This window comes from Marinoscillum sp. MHG1-6 (assembly GCF_024714475.1).
Classification (GTDB): domain Bacteria; phylum Bacteroidota; class Bacteroidia; order Cytophagales; family Cyclobacteriaceae; genus JAMZMI01.
Window position 1 is genome coordinate 530,627 of record NZ_JAMZMI010000001.1, and the last position, 21,801, is coordinate 552,427.

The 21,801-nt window shown below is 42.0% G+C and carries 22 protein-coding genes; 3 read left to right on the forward strand and 19 right to left on the reverse strand.

What is annotated here, in order from left to right:
• Positions 1 to 2 precede the first annotated feature (2 nt).
• Together NXR94_RS02375 and NXR94_RS02380 are read left to right on the forward strand one after the other, a co-directional pair.
• Positions 3 to 845, forward strand: coding sequence for a peptidylprolyl isomerase (locus tag NXR94_RS02375; RefSeq protein WP_258102964.1), 843 nt, complete (start codon positions 3 to 5; stop codon positions 843 to 845).
• 104 nt (positions 846 to 949) lie between these two features.
• On the forward strand, positions 950 to 1,558 hold the full coding sequence (locus tag NXR94_RS02380) for a hypothetical protein (protein ID WP_258102965.1): 609 nt from the start codon (positions 950 to 952) through the stop codon (positions 1,556 to 1,558).
• Position 1,559: 1 nt separating this feature from the next.
• Here the strand turns inward: NXR94_RS02380 and NXR94_RS02385 are convergent, their stop codons facing one another.
• From NXR94_RS02385 to NXR94_RS02470, 18 genes are all read right to left on the reverse strand, one after another.
• A complete protein-coding gene (locus NXR94_RS02385) occupies positions 1,560 to 2,345 on the reverse strand; it encodes a PP2C family protein-serine/threonine phosphatase (RefSeq protein WP_258102966.1) in 786 nt (261 codons plus the stop codon).
• Positions 2,346 to 2,354: 9 nt separating this feature from the next.
• The gene (locus tag NXR94_RS02390) at positions 2,355 to 2,822 is read right to left on the reverse strand and encodes a chemotaxis protein CheX (RefSeq protein WP_258102967.1); all 468 of its coding nucleotides are present in this window, start codon (positions 2,820 to 2,822) and stop codon (positions 2,355 to 2,357) included.
• A 38-nt stretch (positions 2,823 to 2,860) separates the two neighbouring features.
• The gene (locus tag NXR94_RS02395; protein ID WP_258102968.1) at positions 2,861 to 3,238 is read right to left on the reverse strand and encodes a response regulator; all 378 of its coding nucleotides are present in this window, start codon (positions 3,236 to 3,238) and stop codon (positions 2,861 to 2,863) included.
• Positions 3,219 to 5,843, reverse strand: coding sequence for a nitrate- and nitrite sensing domain-containing protein (locus NXR94_RS02400; protein WP_258102970.1), 2,625 nt, complete (start codon positions 5,841 to 5,843; stop codon positions 3,219 to 3,221). Before NXR94_RS02400 ends, NXR94_RS02395 begins: the two co-directional genes overlap by 20 nt.
• 23 nt (positions 5,844 to 5,866) lie before the next feature.
• The gene (locus tag NXR94_RS02405) at positions 5,867 to 6,229 is read right to left on the reverse strand and encodes a response regulator (RefSeq protein ID WP_258102971.1); all 363 of its coding nucleotides are present in this window, start codon (positions 6,227 to 6,229) and stop codon (positions 5,867 to 5,869) included.
• Positions 6,230 to 6,249: 20 nt separating this feature from the next.
• The gene (locus tag NXR94_RS02410; RefSeq protein ID WP_258102972.1) at positions 6,250 to 6,852 is read right to left on the reverse strand and encodes a hypothetical protein; all 603 of its coding nucleotides are present in this window, start codon (positions 6,850 to 6,852) and stop codon (positions 6,250 to 6,252) included.
• Positions 6,853 to 6,994: 142 nt separating this feature from the next.
• Positions 6,995 to 7,363 (reverse strand): response regulator transcription factor, encoded by a 369-nt coding sequence (locus NXR94_RS02415; protein ID WP_258102973.1) that lies wholly within the window; start codon positions 7,361 to 7,363, stop codon positions 6,995 to 6,997.
• A gap of 13 nt (positions 7,364 to 7,376) precedes the next feature.
• On the reverse strand, positions 7,377 to 8,225 hold the full coding sequence (locus NXR94_RS02420) for a protein-glutamate O-methyltransferase CheR (RefSeq protein ID WP_258102974.1): 849 nt from the start codon (positions 8,223 to 8,225) through the stop codon (positions 7,377 to 7,379).
• The gene (locus tag NXR94_RS02425; protein ID WP_258102975.1) at positions 8,222 to 9,940 is read right to left on the reverse strand and encodes a chemotaxis protein CheA; all 1,719 of its coding nucleotides are present in this window, start codon (positions 9,938 to 9,940) and stop codon (positions 8,222 to 8,224) included. Before NXR94_RS02425 ends, NXR94_RS02420 begins: the two co-directional genes overlap by 4 nt.
• Before the next feature lie 2 nt (positions 9,941 to 9,942).
• A complete protein-coding gene (cheB, locus tag NXR94_RS02430) occupies positions 9,943 to 10,977 on the reverse strand; it encodes a chemotaxis-specific protein-glutamate methyltransferase CheB (protein ID WP_258102976.1) in 1,035 nt (344 codons plus the stop codon).
• Between the two features lie 5 nt (positions 10,978 to 10,982).
• Positions 10,983 to 11,537, reverse strand: a complete 555-nt coding sequence (locus tag NXR94_RS02435) for a chemotaxis protein CheW (protein WP_258102977.1) — start codon at positions 11,535 to 11,537, stop codon at positions 10,983 to 10,985.
• 55 nt (positions 11,538 to 11,592) lie between these two features.
• Positions 11,593 to 14,127, reverse strand: a complete 2,535-nt coding sequence (locus NXR94_RS02440) for a methyl-accepting chemotaxis protein (RefSeq protein WP_258102978.1) — start codon at positions 14,125 to 14,127, stop codon at positions 11,593 to 11,595.
• 41 nt (positions 14,128 to 14,168) lie between these two features.
• Complete coding sequence (locus NXR94_RS02445; RefSeq protein WP_258102979.1) at positions 14,169 to 14,696, reverse strand: chemotaxis protein CheW; 528 nt, start codon at positions 14,694 to 14,696, stop codon at positions 14,169 to 14,171.
• Complete coding sequence (locus NXR94_RS02450) at positions 14,693 to 17,218, reverse strand: methyl-accepting chemotaxis protein (RefSeq protein WP_258102980.1); 2,526 nt, start codon at positions 17,216 to 17,218, stop codon at positions 14,693 to 14,695. Before NXR94_RS02450 ends, NXR94_RS02445 begins: the two co-directional genes overlap by 4 nt.
• A gap of 157 nt (positions 17,219 to 17,375) precedes the next feature.
• Positions 17,376 to 17,765 (reverse strand): hypothetical protein, encoded by a 390-nt coding sequence (locus NXR94_RS02455; RefSeq protein WP_258102981.1) that lies wholly within the window; start codon positions 17,763 to 17,765, stop codon positions 17,376 to 17,378.
• A 2-nt stretch (positions 17,766 to 17,767) separates the two neighbouring features.
• Positions 17,768 to 18,019, reverse strand: coding sequence for a hypothetical protein (locus NXR94_RS02460; RefSeq protein ID WP_258102982.1), 252 nt, complete (start codon positions 18,017 to 18,019; stop codon positions 17,768 to 17,770).
• A gap of 26 nt (positions 18,020 to 18,045) precedes the next feature.
• Positions 18,046 to 18,864 (reverse strand): arylamine N-acetyltransferase, encoded by an 819-nt coding sequence (locus NXR94_RS02465; RefSeq protein ID WP_258102984.1) that lies wholly within the window; start codon positions 18,862 to 18,864, stop codon positions 18,046 to 18,048.
• Between the two features lie 3 nt (positions 18,865 to 18,867).
• The gene (locus NXR94_RS02470) at positions 18,868 to 19,929 is read right to left on the reverse strand and encodes a hypothetical protein (protein ID WP_258102985.1); all 1,062 of its coding nucleotides are present in this window, start codon (positions 19,927 to 19,929) and stop codon (positions 18,868 to 18,870) included.
• Between the two features lie 57 nt (positions 19,930 to 19,986).
• Between NXR94_RS02470 and NXR94_RS02475 the strand changes: the two genes are divergently transcribed.
• On the forward strand, positions 19,987 to 20,553 hold the full coding sequence (locus NXR94_RS02475; RefSeq protein ID WP_258102986.1) for a DNA-3-methyladenine glycosylase I: 567 nt from the start codon (positions 19,987 to 19,989) through the stop codon (positions 20,551 to 20,553).
• Here NXR94_RS02475 and NXR94_RS02480 read toward each other — a convergent pair.
• A complete protein-coding gene (locus tag NXR94_RS02480) occupies positions 20,534 to 21,652 on the reverse strand; it encodes an acyl-CoA desaturase (RefSeq protein ID WP_258102987.1) in 1,119 nt (372 codons plus the stop codon). The two genes, NXR94_RS02475 and NXR94_RS02480, sit on opposite strands and share 20 nt — an antisense overlap.
• Positions 21,653 to 21,801 lie beyond the last annotated feature (149 nt).

Genomic DNA, 21,801 nt, shown 5'->3' on the forward strand with positions numbered 1-21,801 from the left:
TAATGAAGAGACTGTTCCTGATATTAACGGTATTGACTTTAGCACTGACAGCATGTGATAAAAACAAGGATTACATTGTAACTATCCATACTGAATATGGAGATATGAAGTTGATTCTTTATGATGAAACGCCTTTACATAAGAAGAACTTTTTGGAGTTGGCAAGTGAGGGAAAATACGATAGTACCACCTGGCATAGAGTGATTGAAGGTTTCATGATTCAGGGAGGTGATGTTAATGCGAAGGAGGGCACGAGGGAAAAACCCGAAGATCGGATTCCTGCTGAGATTGTTGAAGGTTTTTGGCATACCAAAGGATCCCTCGCCGCTGCCAGACAGGGAGATAATATGAATCCGGAGAAAAAATCATCGGCAGTTCAATTTTACATTGTTCAGGGCAAAGTTTATGACGAAGATGAATTGACAACTGACAGAGCTAAACTTGCCGAGGCTATAGGTAAGCTTTTCGAGATGCCTGAATATGACACTTTGATGCAGGAGTATATTCAGCTTCAAAAGAATAGGGATTACGATGGTATTAACCAGTTTATGATCAAATGTAAAACTATTGCGGAATCTGTGTCCGAAGAGGACCTGGACATGCCTATTGATCCTGAGAGATTGGATGGATATACAACGCTCGGTGGGGCTCCTCATTTGGACCGTGAGTATACTGTTTTCGGCCGGGTTGTTGAAGGGCTTGATGTTATCGATAAAATTGCCGCGGTTAAGACTGGAAGAATGGATAAGCCGGTTCAAAATAGCTATATAACCATGGAAGTAGGCATGATGCCCAAGAAGAAGATCACTGAGCTTTATGGTTATGAGTATCCTGAGCAGAATTGATTGAATGGTCTGATATCGGAATATTGTGCTGGTGAGGGAAATACGTTTGCTTACGAGCCATTATGTCTAGTATCTTTATGGGAACGCCTATACCATTGTGATACATGAGCAATCTTACCAGGGAGCAGCAAGAGATCATTTCTGAGCTTGTTACGCAGGCATTGGAGAAGGCTGTTTCTTCAATGGAAAAGATGCTTCGTATAAGGATCAAAGCCAACCATATTGAATATGGCCTAGGTACCCTGGAAACTATTCCGGAGCTCGATCAGCTTGGAAGGTTTAAGGCCCATCTTGTCAAATTGATGTTTACAGGTGATATGCGAGGGGCTTTCTATTTTGTAATTTTGGATCATGAGGTTGATTTGATCAACTCAGTATGTCTCCCTGAAGAATTTCAATCCGATAAGCGTACTGAAAACAAGCTGATGAAGCATGGTTTCATGTCCGAAATAGAAAATGTAATTGCGGCCCTTTCGGTTAAGGAAATTTCAGAAGCCCTGGGTGTACAAATCGAATTGCGTGTTCCTCAGATTCAGATACTGCCTGGCAGCGAGATCAATCAGTTTTTCAAAAAAGAGAATAAAATCTATAAAACCGCCTTTTTTGTGAAGTCGGTTTTGGAAGGACAGGCTGTTAATATTGCGCCCTTCTTCATCTGGATATTGGATGAAAGCTTCCTCGAAACACTGCGCTTGAATACTTCGGGAGGTTGAGTTATATAGCGAAACCTAATATGAGGATATCATCGGTAAGTGGCATAGAACCTTTCCAGTTATCGATTTCAGCGATGAGCATCTCCTTCTGTTTAAGCATTGATTCACCATAGATTTTCAACAGAATCTCAATAACCCCTTTGCTAGAAAGTCTTTTTTCGGTGCCACCATGCATCAGGTCTTTAAGGCCATCCGACATCAGATAAATGTTGGATAATAGCCGGGAATTGAGCGAAAGTAGATTCGTTCGATAATCATGCATATACTCAAACCGGTCTCCCACCTGGAGCTTGTGACCTTTAATTTCTTTGAGTTCACCCCCCTCGATTTGGATTAGATTCATACCGGCTCCGGAAAATTCAATTTTTCTTATGCCCATATCGATCTTGACGATTCCAACATCCGCGGCGGGACCAACCTTAAGATTGGTTTTTTCCTTAAAGCGGGATTCAATCATGTGGTGTAGGTAACGAAGGATGGTTCCCGGGTCCTTTTCATTATCCGTTTTTACCAGCTTATCCAGGGATTGGGTATACACCCTGGTCATCATGCTAGCCAGGTGGCCATGCCCCATGCAATCGAAAACGGCTACAAAAAGACTCGTTTCATCCTGATGTACCCAAAACCCATCACCTCCGGCACGTCCGGTCATAGGTTTGTTAATAATGAACGCATCCAGAACGCTTGCTACGATCTCTTCCGGAAACATTGAGAAATAATTTCTCTTTGTCTGGTCTTCATCGGAGGACAGCCCGAAGTTGAAATACGCAGGTTCCTGGTTGCTCATTAACCAAATTTATTGCAAACCGATGACAACGAAGGCTTCATGGTTATTCCAGTTGATCGGAATCACATAAATTGTTACGTCATCAGGTATTTTCAACTGATCCGGCATGCCTTTGAACACCAACGGAACAGAGATCATGAAATTCGCTCCGAGGTTGGCACGAACATTTCCAGCGACTACATTAGAAATTTCACCGGCCATATCGAGAATATCCTCTTCTGACGGTTCATCTATTCCAATAAAAATCTTGATGAGGTCTTCATACATTTCACGATTGGAGGAAATATAGACGAATCCTTTTCGATTGCCCGATATTCCAATCATACCTGTATAATCCTTCAAAAGCAGACCTTCCGATTCCTTGAGGTAAGGTACATTCAGTTCTGAATCAATTTCCGTCAAATGACGGAAGTAATTGTTCACTGAATTAATGAAGAGGTTACACGTGGCATCAAATTCTGCTTTACTGGTCTTCATCCAACTAAAAATTAATTACTTCAAACATTGGAAAGATACTATTCTATGGTAGGCTTATTTCTTTTTAGAAGCCGGTCGAAGGCATTGGCAAGGTCTTTCGCATTGACAGGTTTATATAGAAATCCTCTGGCTCCTTTATCCAGAGCCCTCAGGCCCGTGAGTTTATCAGATAATGCTGTAATGATCATTACCTTAGCTGCAGGATGGATCGCCATAATCTGATCCAGACACGCTAAGCCATCCATTCCGGGCATAGTGATATCCAAAGTAATCACATCGGGCATTTCGCCTTTCACCAACTTGACAGCTTCATCTCCATCGGCAGCCATACCAATGATCTCAATGTCGTAATCCTTAAGGTTTTTTTCGATAATACGTCGCATTATCGAAGAATCATCAACTATCAATAGCCTCATTCTCTTCTATTTTTCCGGCATCATCTTTAAAAGGTAAGCTGATGACTAGTTTGAAATATTTACCTGCCTCATAATCCATTTTGAATTTGGCCTTTAGCTCTTCAATTAGGGATTTTACAAGGCTCATGCCCTGACCTCGGCCTGCATGTTCATCTACCTTGTCGCTGGTAGAAAACCCGTTTTCGAAGATGAGGTTTACGGCCTTTTTGTCGGTCATCTTTTTAGCTTCATAATCTGTAATGAGGCCTTTTTTAACGGCTTTGTCCTTGATCTCGCTCACATCCAGACCCTTCCCATCATCTTTGTAGACAATTTGTAGGGTGTTCTTTTTTGGATGTTCTAATTCTACATTGATGTTACCTCTCAATAACTTTCCTTGCTTCAGTCTAACCTCACGATCTTCGATGCCATGTTTGATCGAATTTCTAATGAGCTGAAGCATAATGTCCTTGCACTGCTCTACCTGTTCTCCTGATAATACCAGATTCTCCTCATTTTTAAAGAAGAAGTCTACCGGCTTATCCATTTTGTCTGAGAGAACCTTAACGGATCTTTCAAGCGAGTCCACTAACATGATATTCGAAGCGACACTTCCACCTGAAGGATATTTGCGATATACGTCTGCCACCTTGCGCAGCATGGAATTCATATCGTCTATCATTTTGTCCGCATCGTCTATTTCGTAAAGTACTGTAAGGAAGTCTTTACCCGTTACCTCTTTGGCTTTAAGCTTTTCGATGGTCTCTTCTATGGAGTGGAACTTTTCACTCATGATTTCCAGTCCGATCACCACGGCATTGGCTTTCAGACTATGAATCGTTTGAAAGGTGAAATCCAGAAGCATCTTGAGATCGCTTTCTTTATCGCTTTCATACCTTTCAGAAATGCTCTTGAGTGTTTTCTTGGAATTATAAAGGAATCCGCGAATGACGCTTGGATCTATTTTTAGAATGCTGAGAACTTGTTCAGTTTCCTGTTTTTTCTGCTTTTCTGCTTCTTCAAGATGTTTTTGTAGTAAGACAGATTCTGTCTCATCTGAAACAGTCACCATGACATTGACAATGCGATTTTTCCCCCAGATTCGGGTGAAATTGACGCGGATATATTTCGTGGTAACAACACCATTTATCTCGTTGAAAATCTTTACCTGCTCGATCGGGTTCAATTGATTTACGACATCTTCGTCCATGTCCTCGTTGAACAAATGCCGCATAAACATTTCCAGGGCTTCCAAATCACGCGGAATGATCAATGGCCTCATGAAATTGGAAAAGTTTTCTCCCGCAATCTTATTAACGCCAAAGATTTTTTCCATGGCTTTGGAGTACAGCTTACTCATCTTAAAGTTTCGATCAAGGAGAAATATCCCCTGATGGATGTTTTTAAACACCAACATGGAAACCCTGTAGATATTATGATAAAGGAACTTGGCTTTATCTCTTTCTTTTCTCAGGATGTCATGTGAGGCGTTGATCTCATCCACCATTACATTAAAGGTCTTGGCGTATTGACCAATTTCATCTTTGGTTGGAATGCTGACCTTACTGGACCAGTCTCCCTGTGAAATTCGCAGGGTGAATTTTTCAAGGGTTTTAACATTGGCAAGCAGGTTACTGACAATGATTGACATGAGCCACATGGCCATTGCTCCAATCACAATGTCCACAATCACAAAGGACCAGAATTTTCTGAAGGCAGAAGATGACAAATCGACTGTACGACTCAACAGGCGCTCAGAAATTTGGTCTTCAACCTTTTTGAGCGAATTGATCTTACTGGTGGTCATGTCATACCAGTAGCTCGGCTCTACATCAAAGGTGGTCCTTAGGTGGATGATGTTTCTTAATCGATCAACTTCTTCAACATCATGTCCGGAAATTTCCCGACTGTAAGAGCCTTGAGATTCAGCATCAGCTATGACTAAAAAGGCATCAATATAGGACTGTTCCTTTGCTACCAAAGAAGTAAATGCGCTATAAAGTTCATCATTCATCTCCTTCGATGAAAGAGCCTGTGTTCCAATAGCACGTTCGATACTAGCTTCTTCTTTTGCCTTGAGAAAATAGATCAGGGCATGGACCTGTTGGGCAATCTCCTTATCGCGTGTTTCGTTAATCAGAAGATCAACCGTATTGAGCGCTATGTTATTGATCTCCGAGTAATAGTTAAGGATCTGAGAAGACTGCAGTGAGCGTTTATCTATTTTTCCTCTAATCCCTTTGAGGGATTCGAACTTGGATTGTAACAACTTGAGTTCGTCATTATGCCGAATTGTTACTTCAGAGGTTTCCGGTTTACCTAGTTCCGTGTAAAACTTATTCAGAGCCGCATCGCTAATGGACCGTTGTTTTTTCAGTTCCTCCAGAAACTTAATACCTTCAGAGGAAGTATATCCAATTGCAATACTTCGTTCTTTTTGAAGCTCATGCACGGCCTGATTGATTTCAACACCGAGTTTCAGTGTGATGTTGAGTCGCTCTGAGTCATTGTAGTCAAGATAGTTATGGCGAATCTGTAGGTAATCAAAGCAGATGATAATAACTATCAACGGGATCAGAACAACCGCAAACTTGATACGTATGGGGAGATCGTATAATATCTTCATTTTGGATTAATGGCTATAAGAAATCAGGCAAAAACCTTATTCACGACCTCCACAAGTGACTCAGAGGTAAAAGGTTTTACAATATAATCCGAAGCTCCTAGCTCTTTTCCTTTGTTGATCACGGTTTGCTGGCCTACAGCGCTGATCATAATGACTTTCGATTCTAACCCTTCATCTCGAAGGACTTTCAGAACCTCAAAACCCATCATGTCCGGTAAAATATTGTCAAGAGTGATCAAGTCGGGTTGTGTTTCCATTGCAAGATCGATCGCAGATTCACCGTCTTTTGCCTCTCCCGCTATTTCATAGCCCGCTTCTTCCAGTGCTGAGCGCACCAGGGATCTCATGTAAATAGAGTCATCAACTATTAGTACTTTCTTACTCATCTGTAGCTTATTTATACTGGTTAAACTAAGTCCTTTATTTTGTTCATGAATTCTTCGTGGAACACCCAAATAAAATCGGGTGATATATCTAGCTCAAGTCCTTTAAAGTTGGCCTTAAAACGAATTAGTGAATCAAAGTCCCGGGTATCTTCTTCCAGGAACTGATTTACTTCATGGTCGTGCATCACATGGAGTGATGGCACCATTCCATAAATTTCCAATCCCAGAAAATTTGAGAATTCCGTGATTACTGCGGCAGCCATCATGTTGTCGACCTCCGTTAGGAAGCCCATTTTCATCATTTTGCTTTCCGGGCTGTCACTTTCAATAATACTGGCAGGGAGACAGGCTCGATAAATTTTATCTACTTCATCCTCGTTGAAGATAAGGTGGCTTGTACCTTTCAGCTCGCCCATGAGCTCAGTCTTGACTAAATGTACCGTTTCATCTTTTGCGCCATTGTATTTTGGAAGGGCTTCTTTGACATCATGGCTATAGTCAACTTTAACAATGGAAATTGGGCTTTGCAGAATTTGTTCCATGGATTTCTTGGCCATTGACATTCCGTCAAAGACAAGCTTGGAAGCAATTTCAAACTCTGCCTGGTTAAGTTTGTCTAACATATTTTGGTTGGGTTTGGTATTGTAATCTCATTAATTTGACTCATTCACTCAAAAAAAACTGTATGAATCGCGTTTTTGTATTCTGAATAAAGAGTTTTCAGTCTTAAATAAAGAAATGAAAACTTCTAAAGTTATGTTGTTTTTATGCATTCTTAAAAACCAGTTTTAGTTCGTTCAACAATTTTTCTTTTGAATATGGCTTGATCAGGTATGCATTGGCACCCAGTGACATAGCCTCTTCAATAGCAGATTGTTGACCTACTGCACTGATCATAATCACCCCCACTCGTATCCCTTCATTTTTTAAAGTTTTCAAAATCTGTAATCCTGTCATATCAGGTAAAATGTTATCCAGGGTTATTACCTCTGGTCTCAGGGTAATGATCTTGTCAAGTGCTTCTTCCCCGTTTTTTGCTTCTCCAATCACCTGATAGCCCGCCCCTTCAATGGCCTTGATCAAGGTCATACGCGTGTAAGCGGAATCGTCTATAACTAATACGGTTTGCTTCATTCTAGGCAAATGGTTAGATTTTTCTATAAATCTTGGTTCGTATATCTTCTACTCTAAAAAGTTTTTTGCCTGCTTCGGGCATTATATCATAATAGCCAATGATCAGATACCCATCGGCCTTCATACAGTCATAGATCAGCTTGAGTACTTTAAGCTTTAGCTTATCGTCAAAATAGATCATGACATTTCGACAAAAAACGATATCGTAATTTCCCGTCACCTCATCGTGCACCAGATTATGCCTTTCAAAAGCCACATTTTGTTTGTAGATGGGCTTGATGGAGGCATGCTTTTGATGAAAGTCAAAGTAATTTTCCAGTTTCCGTCCCGGAAAAAATTTTAAGAACGGGGAAAGATATTGCTGGATCAGCTCCAGTGGATAGTCACCTATTTTCGCTTTTTGTAATGCTTTATTACTTAAATCTGAAGCGGCAAGTCGAGCCGTAGCCAATTGACCGATTTCTTCCAACACGATCGCCATGGTATAAACTTCCTCTCCGGTTGAACAGCCGGCATGCCATATTTTCAAGGGTTTTCCCTTGAAGTTTGGCAGTATTTGATCGCGTAACTTGATCCAGACATCCGGGTTTCTGAAGAGCTCAGTAAGATTGACCAACAAATCATCAATAGCCGCATTGAAGAAATCGGCGTCCTGAAGAATTCTTCCCCAAAGATCCAATGACGACTCCATGTTGTGTTTTAACATAAGTCGGTTCAATCCTCTTTTAAGCGATTGCTTTTCATAATTAGTAAAATCCAATCCATATCTGTTTTTGATGGCAACCATCAGGGCATTCATCTCCTCATCGGTAATGAGTTCCTCTACCTTAAATACGTTTGGATATGTGTCTGCTGGCTTCATTTCGTCTCTTCCTGTCCCCTCTGTAAAGATTGTTTGTGAACCAAATCAGTAAGCACTGAGATATCAATCACAGGGCATACTTTCCCATTACCCAGGATGGTTGCCCCACTAATTAGATTAATGTCCTGAAGGGGTCTGGCTAATGGCTTTTCAATAACTTCTTTTTGCTGAATAACGCGATCCACCACAATGCCGGTAATATGATTTCCATAGGATACCACGAGTACATCATGAAGTTCGTTTTCAGAAATGCTATTGTATGTTTTATGCAAGGAACCCCTTACGCTCACCTCTGAAAGATGCTTCATGCTGAGTAGATCCTTCATGAAAATGATTGAAATAGCCTCTCCCTGAAAGTCAGCAGTCAATCCTGCTCCGAGTTTATGAATCTGGGATTTTTCCAGAGTGATAACAGCCTCGGTGTAAGCCAGGGCAATGGCATATTCCTGTTGATCCACTTCGAAAAGCAACGTACCTTTTAGAGCCAATGAGGCGGGTACGTGAAGTTCGATTCTGGTTCCTTTTTGGTCCTCTGTCTTTATTTTAACCTGACCGCCTACTGATTCAACCGCTTTCTTTACGACATCCATTCCTACCCCTCTTCCGGAGAGCTCATTGACTGTTTCGGCATTGGAAAAACCCGACTCAAAAATGTATTCTATGACCTCATCAGAAGAAAGCGTTTCCGCCACTGATTTTGACACCAAATTGGCCTTTACAAGTTTGGCCCTAATCGCGTCTGTATCAATTCCGCCTCCATCATCCTCAATGGCTATTATCACCCGGTCGCGCTCGTGAGTAGCACTAAGCTCCACCGTGCCGCTTTCACTTTTTCCTCGTTCTTTTCTCTTTTCCGGGGATTCAATCCCATGGCTCACCGCATTACGAATGACGTGAACCAGGGCATCTCCGATAATTTTAAGGATGTTTCGGTCAATCTCTACTTCGGTTCCCTTCAGTACCAGATTGGCCTTTTTATTTTCCAGAGAGGAGGCATCTCTCAGGACACGATGAAATTTGTTGAAAAGGAACCCTACCTGTACCATTCTCACGTTCATGATACTATACTGCAGGTTGGAAGAAACCCGTTTTAAGGCTTCAAGGTCTGAAGAAGACAAAGCCTCTTTTTGACTCAAAGCAAGAAGTCGGTCACGCTCAATGATCAGCTGCCCTACTTCGTTCATCATTTCATCCAATTTTCTTACGGGAACCTGAATGACGTCAGAAAAGGAAATCTGACTTCCAAAACCGTTTGACTGCTCTTTGGAACCAGTATCCTTTACGTCTTCTTTATCACCTTCAGATTCTGAATCGTCAGTTTCCTCTTGCTTTAAGTTCTTTTCGAGAAACAGCGATAAACTGGTTTTTATGCCCAGGTAACTGACTTTTTCATTTGTTTCCAGCGCACCAATGAGACCGCTCAATTTGTCATTGGCTCGAAAAATCAATTGAAATAGTTCCGATCCCAGCTCCATACGCTTTTGCTGTATGGCCAACATCACGTCTTCAATTAAATGAGACAGGTCGGCGATGGCATCAAAACCCATTCCCATGGCATTACCTTTCATGGTATGGGTAATCCTGAAAATTTCTTTGATGGCCTGCGCGTTGTGGTGGTCCTTCTCCAGGTCGACAAAGAGTTTGTCCAATTGCTCCTGGTTATCTTTTGCCTCTATCAGGAAGAGTTCTTTATATTCTGATTCCTTCGATTTCAATGTTATAAACAGTTTACCAGGTATCCACCAATTTCCTTAATGTTCAAAACCACATCAGCAGCCCCATTTTCAAATGCCATTTTGGGCATTCCATAGATGATGCTTGAAGACTCATCCTGAGCGATAGTGATGCCTCCCTTTTCTTTAATAGCCTTAAGGCCATTAACACCATCTTTTCCCATACCGGTAAGCAGTACCCCAATTGCGCGCTTTCCATATTTTTCTGCAACAGAATTGAGCAAAGCGTTGATTGAGGGATGATTGTATTCCCGGTACTTTTTGTTCGAAAAGTCTATTATACCAGTGCCTTTTTCTTTTTGTACGATCATATTGCCATCTCCCGGAGCAACAACGATCATCCCCGAACGCACCTCCATCCCTTTGGAGCCGACCGTGACTTTTAGCTTGGTTAAACCATCCAGTCGTTTCGCAAATGAGGGGATAAAATTTTGCGGCATGTGCTGACCAATGATTACCGGGACATTTAAGTTAGCCGGGAGCGATGTCACAATTTTTTCGATAGCACTGGGCCCTCCTGTGGAAGCCCCAATGGCTATAATATCGTAGTTGGGTTTTGGGTCAAATGTATGGGTTAACTGGTTGATGCCCTTTTCGACTATTTTGGTTGACCGTGGGCTGGCACTGGCAACCTTTTTGATCTTTTGGATCAGCTCCTTTTCCATCTCTCTGATCTTTGAGCCACCCTTTTTTGGTTTATTGATATAATCCACGGCTCCAAGCCTCAAGGCATCAAATATTGGGTTGAGATTGGTATTACCAATGGAACTCAGGATCAAAATGGGTTTCGGGCTATTGTGCATTATTTGTTCAACAGCATAAAGCCCATCATACTCGCCCATGTGTATATCCAACAACACAAGATCCGGGTTCAGCAACTTCACCTGACTTACAGCTTCCTGTCCATCCGAAGCAGTACCCACTACTTCCAACTCCTCATCATTATTGAGTAAATCGGAAAGCAGCAGCCTCATGAATGCCGAATCGTCGACGACCAATATTTTGATACCGTTCTTCAAATGGGTTAGCTATTAATCAGTGACCTCGCCTCCATACGATCACCTTCTATTAGTTCATCAATGTCAATAAAGTAAAGGGTGGAGTCATCCATATGAATTAAACCCTTGATATATGTTTCGTCTTCCGGAGTTCCTGCAAGGTCAAGCCCAGTTGCATGTATCAGATCACCATTGACTTTAAAATTTGAGGGAACCTCAGGAACTAAAACACCAATAGTGAATCGTTCGCTGCTTACAATGATGGTATATCCATTATTGTTAACAACAGATTCAGTGCCATCCGAAAGCCCAAGTTTCTCCTGCAGGTCAATATTGATTATGGAAGATTTGCCTACTTGTGAAACGCCCCGAATATAGGAGGGTGTTTTAGGTAGTTTGGTAATTTTTGGTGTCACAATAACGCGATTCACCTTATCAATTTCAATGGTGAATTTCTCATTTCCTAGCTGAAAGGCGACCAAATGGATTGTCTGACCTCTCATAGCAGTAATATCGGCAACAAACCTTTTGTGCAGACCCTTGCGCCGTTTGAACTCGGCCTCCGACAGAAGAGTTTTCAATGAGTTGGATTTTTTTGTAGCTGGCATAATATTGATCACATCGTGATTAGGAATCCTATTTTTCTTTTTCTATTTCAGCCATTTTTTCCTTCGTGATATCTCTGGATATACCGAAAGTACCGATGATTTTCCCCTCAATGTCTTTCAATGGCAGTTTAGTAGTTGCGCAGAAAGAGACGACACCATTCTTCTTATCTTCTCGCTCAATTTGATTGATGATAGGTTCGCCTGTTTTGATAATTCGCTGTTCGTCATCATAGGCTTTTTGGGCATGATTTCCAAAGAAGTCGAAATCCGTTTTACCAATCATTTTTTCAACATCGTCCAGTCCAAATTGCACAGCCATCGACTTGCTAGCCCGGATGAATTTGCCTTTGTCATCTTTGAAGTAGATATAATCCGGCATGTTTTCCAACATGGTATCAAGGAGCATTTTTTCTTCCTCGTACTTCAACTGGTTCATTTTGATCTCCGTGATATCTCGTGATATTCCAAATGTTCCAATAATATTTCCGTCAACATCTTTTAAAGGCATTTTTGTAGTGGAAACATATTTTTGCGCTCCATCGAGATAGTCAACTTTCTCTACCAGGTTAATGACGGCCTTACCTGATTTAATAATTTCCTGTTCTGTATTGTAAGCATCCTGAGCATGCCTTGACCCGAAATCCATATCCGTTTTTCCGAGAAGCTCATTTTGACTGCTCAGTCCGAATCTTTCTATATGAGACATGCTGTTTCTGATGAATTTGCTGTCTCGATCCTTGAAGTAAATGAAATCAGGAATATTGCTCAATAGTGCATCCAAAAGGCTCTTTTCCTTTTCGTATGCCTCTCGCATCTGGAACAAGGCATTGTTTTCTTTTGCCTGGCCGGACAATCGAACCATACTGATACCCTCACTAAACTTCTCCGCAATGTCAGCCAGGTTTTGAGCCTTATCGTTGTAGCTATTCATTCCGGAAGATAGTTCTGTTGCGGAGCTGGCTACTTCTTCCGTTCCGGCAGCAGTTTGCTCGGCTATGACTACTACACTTTCGGTGATAGTTACCACATTGTTGATACTGTCAATCTGGTTTTGTGCCGAGGTGAGTATTTCTTCCGAAAAATTAAGCGTGTTGTTTGATGAGTCCAGAATTTCTTTAAAAGAGGTAGATGCGGTCTGTGAGGTAGCTTCACCGCCTTTAACTACTTTTTTCATTTGCTCCATGACTTTAACAGCTTCCAGAGTATCTGTCTGAACGCTATTAACCAGGGCCTCAATTTCTCGAGCAGATTTCCTGGAGTCTTCAGCCAGTTTTCTAATCTCTTCTGCTACTACTGCAAAACCTCGTCCTGAATCCCCGGCTTGCGCCGCCTCAATTGCGGCATTCAACGCGAGGAGGTTTGTTTGTGATGCTATTTCGGTAATTACGCTTAATACTCTTGAGATTTCAGAGCTCCTCTCATTGAGCACCTGCATGGAAGCATCTGTTTTGTTACTGAATTCGGAAATTTCGTGCATGCTACTTACCACGTTGTCGACGAGTTTCATCCCATTTTCGCTGCTTTGAGCCCCAATCTTAGCGGCATGGTTAATGGCTTCAGATTTTTCAACCATCATTTTCGAATCTCTCAAAATTCCTTCAAGCAGTGCAGAGGATTCGTCCACTTTGGAAACTTGATTTTGAGCTCCATTACTCATCTGAGCAATGGCAGATGCAATCTCATTGGTATTGGCATTCATTTCTTCTCCTGTCACTTTCATCTCTGAGGCTGATTCATCGATGATCTTCACATTTTCGGAAATTTGGTGGAGGAGTCCGTCTATATTATCTAGCGCCAGGTTGAGGTTTTGTGCCATTTTCTTGATATCACCTTCTGCTTTGTCCGTATAACGCAGGGTCAAATCACCGGAAGACATGGCACTAACAATTTTGTTAATGGAATTGAAGGGCCTGGAAATATTTTCAAGCAATTGATTGATATTATCCGAAAGCTGTAGCCAAATACCTGATTTTCCGGTGAGTTCTATTCTTTCATTGAGGTTGCCTTCTTCCCCGGCACTTTTTACCACTGCGTTTGTTTCGCCCAGCATTTGCTTCAGATTGTCTCTCATGCTGACCAAAGAGGAACCCAACAGATCGGATTCACTTTTTACTTCGTAATGTGTGTCAAGATTTCCATTGGAGATATCCTGTGCGAATTGAGATGCCTGGTGGATGGATTGAAAAAGAGAAACGAGGGATTTGGAGAGTTCACCAATTTCATCTTTTCTGGTCACCAAATCATCTGAAACGTCTGATACTTCTCCTTCTGCCAGTAGCCTGATTCGATGAGAAATTTTGTTAATCGGGATCTGGAAGAACCGGAAAAAGTAATGGTAAAATCCAGCCGCAATGACAACCCCAGCCGGGATCGCCCAATAAAGCGTATTTCCACCTCCTTTTGCCATCGTGTAACCCAACAGACACATGAACAGCATCATAAAAGTCATTGGGACCGCCACCTTAAATAGTAAGGAAGCCTTAAAAACAATACGAGAAAGTAGCAAGCCAATAGGTGCTACAATCAAAAAGAGGATTAGAACAAAGTTCAAATAATCGTTCATGGGGGGTTCATTATTTCGGGTTAAGAATGAGTCTGATTGTGTTAAATCATTTTAACCAGATCAATTAAAAAAATCATTTTGTCTTCATGCTTAATCAGTCCAGTAACAAACTTGTCTTCCTCAGTCAGATTGTGAATTACCGAGGTAGATTGATTAATGGACGACTTATTGATATTGATTGTAAAGGGTACGGAACCAATCAACATCCCTAGTTTGATGTTTTCATCGCTGAGGACCACCAAAAATTGCTTACTGTTATCAATTTCCGATTTAGTAATCCTCATTTCAGCATCTAATACCGCAACGATATTGCCGCGAACATTGGTTACTCCAAGAATGTAATCTTCTGTTTGTGGAATCGGAGATATTTGAGGAGCTCTAACCACTTCCTTTACAGCTGAAATGGGTGTACCATAGAGTTCTTCTCCAACCTGAAATACCACAATGGAAATCTTTTCTTCTTTTTCTCCAGACTGATCCTGACCATAGTCCAACACCATGCTTTCAGCATGTTCTACCCAGCTGGCATCCTTAATTGCAAGGGTTGATTCCTGTGTTCTTTTGGTCATGATTGTAACTTTTGTTCAGTCAACCGGAATTTGCTCACCTCTTCGTTCAGGTCAATGGCTACCGCCGACAGCTTGGAGGTTCGGGCACCATAATTTTCCATTCCTGCAGAGAGTTCACTAGCTGAACTTGCTATTTCCTCCGTGCCTGCCGCCGTTTGCTCTGCAATAACAACCACAGATTCGGTGATGGTCACAACATGCTTGATCGCATTGATTTGTTGATTCACATGATGACTGATATCCTCCGATACTCCGAGGTTTTCATTGGCCGATTCATATATTTCGTTGAACGCACCATGAGCAGAATTGGTAGCGTCTTCTCCGCTTTGAACGCTCGCCTTCATCATTTCAATGGCGGCGCTTGCTGAAGAGACATCTTTTTTTACATCTATAATAAGTTTCTCAATTTCTCGAGCCGATTTTCTGGAGTCCTCAGCCAATTTTCTGATTTCTTCAGCAACCACCGCAAAACCTCTGCCCGCATCGCCGGCCTGTGCTGCCTCAATGGCAGCGTTTAATGCCAACAAGTTGGTTTGCGATGCAATTTCAGTAATGACTGACAAGACCGTTGAAATCTCATTTGATCTTTGTGTCAAAATCTGAATAGAGTCATAGGTCTCTGTAGAAAATGCAGCGATGTCTTTCATGCTAAACCCTGCCTTTTTCACAAGTTTCAGTCCTTGTTCGCTGTTGGCTGATACTTGCTGAGCAGCGGCTTTTATTTTTTCGGCCTGAGCACCCATTTCATTGGAAGACCGCATAATCCCTTCCATAAGATTGGAAGATTCGTCGACTTTCAGGACCTGATTTTGTGCTCCTCGGCTCATTTCAGCAATGGACGTGGCTATCTCCCGGGTATTCAAAGTCATTTCCTCATTCACAGATAGCATGTCCATAGTAGATTCCGCCACCGTTTTGGCTCCCTCAACGATTCCTTCAATAAGGTTGCTAATACTATCCAGGGCGGTATTGAGATTTTCCGCCAATATGGAAACATCCCCTTTCATCTCACCTGTGAATCGGGTCGTCAGGTCACCTTTGGCCATTGCATTAACCACTTTATTAATTTCCTGGAATGGATGTGCAACAGAATCGAGTAATGCATTGATGGAATCGCTAAGGTCCTTCCATGCACCGCTTTCCCAGGAAGTTTGGATTCGGGCGTTATTAAGCTCACCAGAATCTCCCGCTCGCTTGATTACCTGATTGGTTTCTGTGATTACCGTTTGAAGATTCTTTTGCATCTCCAATAGGGCAAAGCCCAGCCTGTCCCGCTCGCCTGACACTTCAAAATTTTGAGATAAGTTGCCGTTTCCTATTTGCTGGGCAAAGTTTGATTTGTAGATCAGGGCATCCATGAGATGGTTTGCTGAACGAGCCAACTGTCCAAGTTCATCTTTGCTTTGAATGGCCAACTTATTTTTTTCATCCAAATCCCCCTCGGAAAGTAGCTGAAGCATTTTACTGGAATCATCAAGGGAGTCAGCTATTATTGAAGCAATTCGGTAGGTAACAATGATAAGTACTACCAGGCCGATCAATCCTACGATGACAGACAATCGGAAAACTTGAGTAATGGGCCCGGTAATTTCCTTAATGGGCACCTCAAGACCGACCGACCACGGGTAATCCGAACCACCAACTTTTATAGGAGCAAATGCGATAAGTACTTCTTCCTTTCCAAAACCTGCATTAGAGGTGGAGAATGAAGTTTCGCCTCCGGATGAAATGATTTCCTTCAGGTCAAAGTCTAAGTTTTGATAGAATGGGAGCGAGTCAATAGGTTGATTGGCATAGCCGGCGTCATCATGGGTAACTATTCTTCCGCCATTGGAAACCAGGAAGGCAAAACCACGCTCGAAGAAATCGATTTCAGACATGGACTCAAAATCATCCAAAAACATATCGGTACCAACGATGCCGGCAAATTCATCGCCAACCATGATCGGAGCAGCAGGAGAGACTCCTAATAGCTGCTTTCCATTTCCTCCACCATATGCCGCAAACTTGTACGGTTCGCCAATAATTTCTTTGTGATTTTTTTTGATAGAAAAATACAATCCTGATTCAGGATCCCCACTAAGGTTTCCCCATCGGATATGTTCCTGCACCTCATTGTCCTTCAAATAATAGGTAGCTCTTTCGCGCCCGTAAGATTTTTTCCATTCCGGGTCGATCGCCCAGCGTTCATAACCCATCCAAATGGCCTCGTATCGGCTATTTGATTTGAGTATATTTACCATGATTTGTTTTCGGGCTTCTTTACGTTCTTCAGCAGGCAATTGCAGAAGCGCTTGCATTGAAGTTGCTATTGATCGTACTACAGCAATGTCCTCATTTAGTACAGCCGAGATTTCATTGGCTTTTTCATTGGCTGCAGTATTTACCAGCTTCCAGGCTTCATCTATTGCCTGATTCCTCAATCTGAGGGTGATAAATCCCAGGGTGATCAAATAAGTAATAGTCATGATGCCAATGACAAGCAGCATCATCTTCTTTCTGATGGTCAGATCCAGTTTCATAGCCTAATAGGTTGGTTGGATGCCCCAATTCCGCAAATTCAGGGAAACCCACATTAAATAAATACATTTTCCGGGAAAAATGCACCCAAAATGGCTAATTCAGCAAAATTGGAGTGTGAACAGGGATTTGTTAAGAGCCGATGAAAATCAGCCTAACTCAAGAACAGGCATTTTGAATTTTAGTGATAATGACCTGATTCTCAACACTACTGACGTCAAATATTATAAAGGCATTGTTGCTCGATAGTTTGAGTAAAGGCTGGGTCTCTACAGTTAAAGTCTCGAAAGGCATCACCCAGGCGTATGATTCCAACTTTTGTTTGAAATGTACAATGATACCTTGAGGTCTTAGTTCAATATTGGCGAATGAGGATCGATTTGCCAGGCTGAAATAATCAGCGTACTCGGGATTGACATCCTTAACTTTCATCCTTTTGGAACCTATTCCACCCATTTTGATCCGTTCCCAAACTCCATAAGCCGGCCCAACATGGAGGTTGATTTGTTGGGTTATATCGCGATTTGTATAAGTAGTTTCAAAAATCATCTTCAATCAATCGATTCGGCCTTAAGGACTCTTTGGTATCCGAGGTATCCTCCAAATGCTGCGCCTGCAAGACCACAGAAATAGGCACCTGCCATGCTAGTGGTAATCTGCATCCCGATGTAGGCACCCGTAAATTCCAGTCCTATCCAATACATGATCATCATAACAATAAAAGGCCCAGGCTTTAAGCCCTTATCAAGGGCGATGTTGCGAATGGTACTACCAAGGGAAAACATGGCTATTATTTCCAGCATGAAGTTGAGTGTTTATTAGAGCAAAATTACTTAGTCCTGATCAAGTCCTGCGGACTAATTCCGAAGTGTTGTTCCAGTTTTGCAAGAAACTCGTCTTCGTTTGAGATTTGGCTCTCTGAAGTCTCCCCCGCAATTTGAATTTTTAGTTTTCGATCCGTTAGGGTGATCCGTCCGTTTTTTTGCTGTTGACTAATAATCTTATGATGTTTGAAATGCGAGTCAAGCGACTCCTGATGAAAATTGCACCTGGGGATGAACTCGATTAATTCGCGAGGCTGCATGCGGAATCGGTAGACGTTACTGAAAGTGCTGTTGTCATCAGACTTTTTTAAGATCACATTTCGATCTATATCATATTCAAACTTATAGTAAGTGGTATAATCAAGCTGCGATTGACGGAGCACCATCCTTTTTGGTTCGTGAAAATGCTCGCCGAAACCTACGTCTACAAGCCATTTTTCTTTCTCGGCTCCTACGATTAGTGCCATATGATCAAATTCCGGAGACCAGCTACCTTCCTGATATACCTGAGCAGAAACCAAATAGCATCGATATCCCAGGTTGCCCAGAAGATGGAACACTAAGGTGTTTAGCTCATAGCAAAAACCACCTCGGTTTTGTCGGATGATTTTATCATAAAGGGTGTTGACATTTAGCTCGATACGATTATTATAATGAATATCCAGGTTTTCAAACGGGATATTAAATAGATGCGCACGATGAATTTTCCTGAGAAAGTTTAGAGTAGGCTCTTCAACGGTGAGGCCAAGCTTTTCTAAATAGGTGTTAACATCTATCGGTTGAATTTTTGACCGGGTGCGGAAATAGTTCAGTGGCCTTGACATAGGTCAATTCTCTAGCTGAAGATCAAAGAAAATGTTGTCGAGAAAATTATTAAGAGCTTGTTGCCAGGATACATCTGCGTCCCACCTTTTTCCTACATGGATGTCATTCACAATGGTCTGCTTAATGTAATACTTGGCCTGTACTGCCTGTACGGGTATTTTCTTTAGGACGGGCTTATCATTTAAATGTTGTGTTTCAGAAACATACATGGTTTCTGCGTCCGAGGTTTCGTAGTCCAGCATCTTTTTGATGGTTTTTCCGGTGCTGATAACCGGTAGCAGCACATATTGAAACCCTTTTCTATACAGATCTTCAATACCCTTGAAATAGACCAGTTCATACTTTAAGGGGTAGCGCTGCATTATGTTGGCCAACTCAGCATTTTGCTGTCTGATCAGGACATTCTCATTTTTGATTTCTACCAGGTCCTGTTCTGATAATCCGGAGGGGGCGGTGATGGTATCAAACAAAATGACCGCCAGCGTTTGGCTTTTTAGTCTTGATGAAACATTTACAAAACGGGTACCCGAAAAAAGAGACAGGTTGTCAAGATACTCTGGCTGGTCGAGAATGAGCAGGTTAGATCTAGATACCCCTTGTCTTAGTACCTGACGTCCGAGGAGCAGCATTAACTCCTCCATACCTGGTGCGGTGATGCTGTAGTATGGATCATAAAGTGCGATTCCCTGAACCTTATCGAAGATTTTTAATTTATAGGCTTTTTCGTATCCCTCTCCGACCTCCTGAATTAATATGAGGTTACTGACACGCCGGTTCATCAACACATTTTCGTAGACCAGGGTGATTTCAGGTCCCGCCTTCAAGTCATCTCTATTCAAATAGAGAATCGCATCAACGCCGATTTGTTTTAGTCCACCATGGGCAGTTCTTGCTAATTTTTTCCAATCTGCTCTAACCTTAAAACCTTTTACATCCTGATCGGGAACATCGATAATCACTACTGAACGCGAGGAGGTAAGATCTTCCGGAACCTGAGCGAAACTACTCAGGACGAAAAGGAATAATGGAAAAAAAAGAAGGAAATGAAATGTCTTGTTGCGCATGATCTAATGTCGGGCCTAAATTTATATATTAACCAACAAAGACCAAGCGTATTATCTATGGCGATAAAAAGATGTCAATGGGCTGAGGGTATGTTCGACGAATATGTCAAATACCATGATGAGGAATGGGGTGTTCCTGTATATGACGATCAGGTGCATTTTGAATTTTTAATTTTGGAGAGTGCCCAAGCCGGTTTGAGCTGGAGTACCGTGTTGAAGAAGCGAGAAGGATATCGAAAGGCGTTTGCGAATTTTGATGTAAATAAGGTTTCTGAGTACGATGAGTCACATATCGAGGAGTTGACAAAAGACCTCGGGATCATTCGAAACAGACAGAAAATTGCTGCTGCTGTCAATAATGCTAACAGGTTTTTGGAAGTGCAAAAGGAGTTTGGAAGCTTTTCTAACTACATCTGGGGCTTTGTAAATAACAAAACCATTGATCATGAGTGTAAATCCAGCAAATCTGTACCTGCTACTTCTCCGGAATCAGACCTTCTGGCAAAGGACCTCAAAAAACGGGGATTCAAATTTCTCGGTTCCACTACGATCTATGCTCATATGCAGGCCACTGGATTAATTAACGACCATACCGTCGAGTGCTTCAGGCATAAGCAGGTTTGAGCGTTTCCTTGTAAGCTTTTTCCCGGCCCAATTTTTTCAAAAAGCGATAATGAGATCCAAGAGCTGCCCAGAAAGAAGGTAGCGAGATGTAAGGAACTTTGTACTCGTCACAAGTCTTTCGGACGATTTTAGATAGAGCAGGATAGTGCACACTACAAATATTCGCGAAGAGATGATGCTCTACCTGTTGGTTCAACCCACCCGATAAGAAAGAAGCAACTTTACTTCCGGATGAAAAGTTGGCTGTAGTTTGAAGCTGGTGAATGACCCAGTCGTCAGCAATCACACCATCACTATCCGGCAAGGGGAATTGAACTTCTTCCACTGCATGCGCGAGCATAAAGGTTATACCCAAATAAAATCCGCTAATTGCATGCATGATCAGGTAACCTGCAATAACGTGTCCCCAGCTATATGGCATAACAAGCAAAGGAAGTCCGAGGTACACTGAGTAGTTTAATATTTTATAAAAAAACAAAAGAAAGTATTCCCTGAATGGGTGTGCCTTGCCATCGTAGTTATGAATTTTATTCTGAAAAAACTGAATAAAGTCTTTGGCAAAAACCCAACTCAAAGTAGCCAGGGTATAGGTGAAAAAGGCATAAATATGCTGTCCCTTGTGGATCTTTCTCAGTTCTGTAGTTGGTGAAATTCTCAGAAAATCTCCCGGACATATATCTTCATCATGTCCATGAATGTTTGTGTAGCTGTGATGGGCATGATTGTGCGAAATCTTCCACATGTAGGCACTAGCCCCATTGATGTTAAATGTATGGCTGAGTAGTGTCTTGACCCATTGCTTTTTTGAATACGCACCATGAATGGCATCATGTCCGACATTCACACAGACCAGTGCAATCAACGCACCCATTAATGCCCAAAGACTGTAGGCTGCCCAAAGAGGAAGTTGACCAAATACAAGCAGGCCATAAGTGCCTAACCATAATCCAACCAGTACAACAGAACGAACAATCATACCATTGTTCGCGTGAATGGAAATGTCATTTGATTTAAAATAGTGATTAACCCGGTTTCTCAAAACCCGGGAGAATTCTGATCTCACCTCAGGCTGGAACCTGGGGGCTGAGAAGTTCGACATGTTACTTTATTTAAAGTATGTGATTCTGGTTATCCTCGTAATTTATGGAGAATAGGCCGGTCTGACCATCAGTTAGGTGTGCTTTCTGTGGATAACTCGATAAACGAGGCTTTTTCTGCGATCAACAGGTGCCAGAACCTAAGAAGTAT